This window comes from Oceanisphaera arctica, from assembly GCF_002936955.1.
GTDB lineage: Bacteria > Pseudomonadota > Gammaproteobacteria > Enterobacterales > Aeromonadaceae > Oceanimonas > Oceanimonas arctica.
In genome coordinates, this window is sequence record NZ_MPZM01000086.1 from 1 (window position 1) to 5,286 (window position 5,286).

The following is a 5,286-nucleotide window of genomic DNA, read 5'->3' on the forward strand; positions in this document are numbered from 1 at the left end:
ACCAGGCTTTGGTCGCCCATGCAAAGTTGGCTGCACACCTGGCCGGTGGACGGGTTATACACATCCAGAGTGGTGGTGCTGTGGTGGCGTTCGCCATTGATCAGGTGAGGAATGGTGTTCATCTTGTGGTCCTTTTGCTTGTTGATCTTGAAAAATATTTAGCCTCAAACTCGCATAGCTGTCGGTTACGAAGAGGGATGGAATAAATCCCTAAGCCAACCGTCGATGGCATGGATGCCATCGCCGAGCTACACGGATGTACTTGCTGCGTGTTGGCGTGGGGTTATTCCATCCCGATAGACACCTACCGCTATGACTGAGCCTTGAGGGTGCCGTGCACCGCGTTGAACAGCTGTTCCAGCTCGTCCGGGGTAGAGATAAAGGGCGGGCCAAACTGCAGGGTGTCGCCGCCAAAGCGCACGTAATATCCCTGCTGCCACAGGCTGAGGGCCAGCTCCATCGGGCGACGAGCAGGCTCACCCGCATAAGGCGCCAACTGTACGGCGCCGGCCAGGCCGCTGTTGCGTATGTCCACCACATGGGGCAGCCCCTTCAGGCGGTGGATTTGCTCCTCAAACACCGGCATAAGGGTGCGCACCCGGCCCGGCATGTCTTCGCCGGTCAGCACATCCAGGGTCGCCATAGCGGCGGCGCAGGCTACCGGATGGCCGGAATAGGTATAACCGTGGGGAAACTCCACCATGTAATCCGGACCTGGCTGATCCATAAAGGCCTGATAGATATGATCCTTCGCGATCACCGCCCCCATGGGAATCACCCCGTTGGTGAGTTGCTTGGCCACGTTCATGATGTCGGGCACCACGCCAAAGGCCTCGGCGCCGAACATGGCGCCCATACGGCCGAAACCGGTGATCACCTCGTCGAAAATCAGCAGAATATCGTGTTGATCGCACAATTCGCGCAGCCGCTGCAGGTAACCCACCGGCGGCACTATCACCCCGGCCGAGCCCGCCATGGGCTCGACGATCACGGCGGCGATGTTGGAGGCGTCGTGCAGCTCAATCAGCTGCAACAGATGATCCGCAAGCTCAACACCCTGCTCGGGCTGGCCCTTGCTGAAGGCATTTTTGGCCAGCAGGGTATGGGGCAGATGATCCGCATCCATCAACTGGCCATAGTGCTTGCGGTTGCCGCCTATGCCCCCCAGGCTGGTGCCGCCCATGTTGACCCCGTGATAGCCTCGGGCCCGGCCGATGAGTTTGGTTTTTTCCGGTTTGCCCTTGGCACGCCAGTAGGCCCGGGCCATTTTCAGCGAGGTGTCGGCACATTCGGAGCCGGAGTTGGTGAAAAACACCCGGTTCAGATCCGCCGGTGCCAATCCGGCCAGCCGCTCGGCCAGCTCGAAGGCCAGCGGATGCCCCATCTGAAAACCCGGGGCAAAATCCAGAGTATTCAGCTGATGAGTAATGGCCTCGTTGATTTTGGAATGCTTGTGCCCCAGGCCGGAACACCAGAGGCCCGAGAGGCTGTCGAACAACTTGTTACCCTTAGTGTCGGTAAACCAGGCGCCCTCGGCCTCGGCAATCAGGCGCGGCGCGGCCTTGAAGGCCCGATTGCCGGAAAATGGCATCCAGAAGGCATCCAGATTCAACTGTCGGGCCCTGGCCTCGGCGGTTAATTGCGAGTCAATCATGCTGTTCATCACAGTTCCTTGTCATATTCAGTCGCCGCACGGGCGCCGCTCTATGTCTGAATAATGCAGGCTGTTAGCCTCGTGTTAAATGTAAACTTAATGAACTTCGGTTAAGGTTTTACTTAACTTTTGGCAGAATCAGGCTTGCCGACTGAAACAGCCTCTGCAAACAAGCTGGTTTGCTCCCTCCCCTTGAGCTCGACCTCAACAGAATTACGGCGGAGTGCAACGCAAGGGGAGGGTTGGGGAAGGTTGGGGAGGGTTGGGGAGGGGTTACCGCAACACCCCCTCCCAACCTCCCCCTGGCGAAAATCCGCTGCCGTTGCCTTCACCCCCGCAGTCAAGGGGGAGGAGCAAAACAGCCGGTTTGGTAGGGTCGAATTTATTCGGTATAAGAATGCACAAGGAGAACAAAATGGCGGAAGGAAAACAGCCGGTGCTGAATCAGGTCAGCGATTTCGAGCTGAAGCTGTTGAAGGTATTTCGCACCGTGGCGGCCTGTGGCGGCTTTTCGGCGGCGGAAGTGAGCCTGGGCATCAGCCGGGCGGCGATCAGCATGCAGATGGCGGATCTGGAAAGTCGATTGGGGTTCAAGCTGTGTCAGCGCGGCCGCGCCGGTTTTGCCCTTACCGACGAAGGACGACGGGTGCTGGAAGCCAGCGATCGGCTGGTGGGCGCCATCGACCATTTCAAGGCCGAAATCAACGATCTGCACCAGCATCTGCGCGGCACCCTGGCCATCGGCATTACCGACAACCTGGTCAGCCACCCTGGCATGAAGATCACCCACGGTCTGGCCGCGCTCAAGGCCCGGGGGCCCGAGGTGAAGATCCATATTCACATGCAGCCGTCGGACGACATCGAAATCGGCGTGCTCGACGGCCGGCTCAATATCGGCGTGGTGCCCCGGGTGCGCGAGCTGCCGGGGCTGGATTATCTGCCGCTGTACGAAGAAAGCTCCAGCCTCTATTGCGCCTCCGGGCATCCGCTGTTTGCCGATGACGAGATCCTGATTGCCGCAGGAAAAGAGTCCAGAAAGCTGACCGACTTCGAGCTGGTGGTGCCCAGCTTCGCCCAACCCACCGAGGCCCAGGCGCTGTATCGCCGTCACCCTCTGGGCGCACGGGCCAACGATCGGGAAGGCATCATGTTTTTACTGCTCACCGGCTGTTATCTCGGCTACCTGCCGGATCACTACGCCCGCCCCTGGGTCGAACGCGGCCGGTTACGGGCATTGCAGCCGAACAGCATCGGCTTCACCACCCGCTTCTGCGCCATTACCGCCCGCAGCCGCCGCGCCAACCTGGTGCTGGACACCTTTCTGGAAACGCTATCGCCGCCCTCCTCTTCCGGCTAGGCCGCCTCTTCAATAGCTGCCGACCGCTTCTGCCGTCGCTGGATGCGCGAGGCCAGCAGGGAGTCGAACAGCATCTGCAGAAAATGAAACAGAATGCAGCTGACCACCGCCGCCCCACTGTTGGAGCCCAGCCCTACCAGCACGCTCACCGCCACCGGCATGGTTTTCTGGGACGCGGTAAACATCAGCGCCCGCCGTTCCGCTAGTGCCAGCCGCAACAGCCGGCCACCCAGCACACACAACAGCAACAGCGCCACATGCAGCAGCACAGACCAGACCGACAGCTCGAGCAAGGCGCCTGCTGACAGCTGATACAGCGCCTGCCCGCTGGCCGACAGGGTGATCCAGGAGGTGACAATCACGCTCAGGGTGGAGACCTGCCCCAGCCAGGGCAGCCGCCCCAGCGCCGGTAGCCACAGCCGCAACAGCATGCCGCCGATAAAGGGCAGCAAGACGATTTTGAGCAGGGTCAGCAGCATGGGCCAGGGCGAAAGCTGCATCGAGTCGCCCACCAGCAGGCTGAGCATAAAGGGAATGGTGGCGATGCCGATGAAGTTCAGCCCCAGGGTCATGAACAAAGACCAGCTGGCCTTGCCCCCGGTGATGCGGGTCAGCACCACGCAGGACGACAGGGTAGGCGGCACCATCGACATCACCAGCAGCCCCAGCCGCAGGCTGTCGTCCAGCCCGCCGAAGGCATATACCAGCCAGCCGAGCAGCGGCGACAGCAGCAGGCTTATCAGCGCGCCGCTCAACAGGGTGCGGCCAAAGCACGGCTCCGGCCGCAACTGCTGCAGAGAGGTCTGCAGGCCGTTCATCAGAAATATCAGCGCCACCAGCCAGGGCAATAGCCCCAGCTGGTTCAGCCAGATGCCGGGGGCCGGCTGCAACAGGGCGGCGCCGAAGGCCAGACACAGCCCCAGTGGGAATAGCCAGACGATGATGCTGCTCCCTAGCCCAAACTAACCCGGGCTTCACCGATACCGGGGAAGATCACTTCCACCTCGGTACCCGGCTCAACGAAGATCATGCCGGTCCAGGTGCCGGAGGTGATCAAGTCCCCCGCTTGCAGGCCGCCGTTGCGCGCCACCAGATGGTTGACCGCTTCCGTCAGTATCAGGGTCGGATCGCCCAGCGGATGACCGCCAATCTTGTTGGCCTGCTCCTCACCATTGAAACGCAGTATCACCGGCTGCTTGCCGATATCGATGCCTTGCCAGTCGGTCACACCGCTACCCACCACCAAAGCGCCGTTGATCTGGTTGTCGGCCAGACGCCACAGCTCGCCGGCCTGCTGCCAGTCCTGTAGCCGGGTATCCACCAGCTCTATGGTCACGCACAGCTCGCCGATGGCGGCCCTGACTTCCTCTTGTGAATACAATTCGGCCCGGGGCGTCAGCGGCTGGCCCAGTCGGAAGGCCAGCTCGCCTTCGATGCCAATCATGTGAAAGGCGTCGGTGTCGACCACGGCACCGCTGTCATGCACCCGCTGAGGAGGAATGGGCGCGCTGTAGGGCGTCACACCAGGCCTGGGCGCGCCGACTTTCCAGCAGGAGGTGCGAAGCCCCTGATCGAGCCAGAGCTTGCGGGCCAGTCCGTCCTGAATGGCATAGGCCTGCTCCACCGTCTGCGGCGCGCAGGACGCCGGCAGCGCCTCGAACTGGCCCGCCGCCCGATAGGCGATATGCAGCAGGGTTACGGCGTCGGTCACGCTGGTGTTTACTGAGGTCATTGACTGTTCTCCATGTGTGTATTGCTTTCCATTTGTTTATTGTTTTGCATGTATTTATTGCTTTGCATCGGGGGTATTCGCCGTTTCACCGGGCCATTGCCAACCCGCTCGGGCGGCGGTTTCGTACTCGGCCGCCAGCCGGAACAGCAGTTCATCGTCACCGAAGTTGCCGACCAGCTGAAAACCGATGGGCAGCCCCTGTTGTGCCGGTGCCGACGGCAGATTGATGGCCGGGTGGCCACAGGCATTGACCCAGCCGGTATAAATCGCATGGCCTCGGGGGCCCACTTCCTGGCCATCTATCTCGGTGGGATAGCCCTGCTCCGCCGGCCAGGGCAAGCGCCGCCGCCGAGGGGGTCATGATCTACGTTCTACCCGCTCGAAGGCGGCACCCACACGGCGTCTGAAAGGCATCGATATCGTCCAGGGCATTAAGATAGGCCGCCGCGCCCATGTCCCGGGCCCCGGGCCGCCTGGGCGCGGAATTTTTCGGCCGCCACCGGCTCGGCCTCGGGGTAACGCTCGAACAGCGCCGCCACCGCC

General features: G+C 61.6%; 5 protein-coding genes. 1 reads left to right on the top strand and 4 read right to left on the bottom strand.

Annotated elements, in window-relative coordinates:
• Nucleotides 1–310: 310 nt before the first annotated feature.
• Nucleotides 311–1,663 carry an omega-aminotransferase AptA gene (gene aptA / locus UN63_RS16645; protein ID WP_280530392.1) on the bottom strand — a complete coding sequence of 451 codons (1,353 nt, stop codon included), beginning with the start codon at nucleotides 1,661–1,663 and terminating at the stop codon, nucleotides 311–313.
• Between the two features lie 406 nt (nucleotides 1,664–2,069).
• Between aptA and UN63_RS16650 the strand changes: the two genes are divergently transcribed.
• A complete protein-coding gene (locus tag UN63_RS16650; RefSeq protein WP_104488608.1) occupies nucleotides 2,070–3,011 on the top strand; it encodes a LysR family transcriptional regulator in 942 nt (313 codons plus the stop codon).
• On the opposite strand, the gene UN63_RS16655 is transcribed toward UN63_RS16650, so the two are convergent.
• From UN63_RS16655 to UN63_RS16665, 3 genes are read right to left on the bottom strand one after another with little or no spacing between them, the layout of a single operon-like run.
• Nucleotides 3,008–3,955: a bile acid:sodium symporter family protein gene (locus tag UN63_RS16655; RefSeq protein WP_342352440.1), complete on the bottom strand. Its 948-nt coding sequence runs from the start codon at nucleotides 3,953–3,955 to the stop codon at nucleotides 3,008–3,010. The two genes, UN63_RS16650 and UN63_RS16655, sit on opposite strands and share 4 nt — an antisense overlap.
• Before the next feature lie 8 nt (nucleotides 3,956–3,963).
• Nucleotides 3,964–4,743 carry a 2-keto-4-pentenoate hydratase gene (locus UN63_RS16660; RefSeq protein ID WP_104488610.1) on the bottom strand — a complete coding sequence of 260 codons (780 nt, stop codon included), beginning with the start codon at nucleotides 4,741–4,743 and terminating at the stop codon, nucleotides 3,964–3,966.
• 54 nt (nucleotides 4,744–4,797) lie between these two features.
• Entirely contained in the window at nucleotides 4,798–5,082 is a 285-nt protein-coding gene (locus UN63_RS16665) for an amidase family protein (protein WP_104488611.1), read from the bottom strand.
• Between the last annotated feature and the right edge of the window lie 204 nt (nucleotides 5,083–5,286).

Coding starts and splice junctions, on each gene's coding strand:
- aptA (WP_280530392.1), bottom strand. CDS start 1,663: ATGAACAGCATGATTGACTCGCAATTAACCGCCGAGGCCAGGGCCCGA.
- UN63_RS16650 (WP_104488608.1), top strand. CDS start 2,070: ATGGCGGAAGGAAAACAGCCGGTGCTGAATCAGGTCAGCGATTTCGAG.
- UN63_RS16660 (WP_104488610.1), bottom strand. CDS start 4,743: ATGACCTCAGTAAACACCAGCGTGACCGACGCCGTAACCCTGCTGCAT.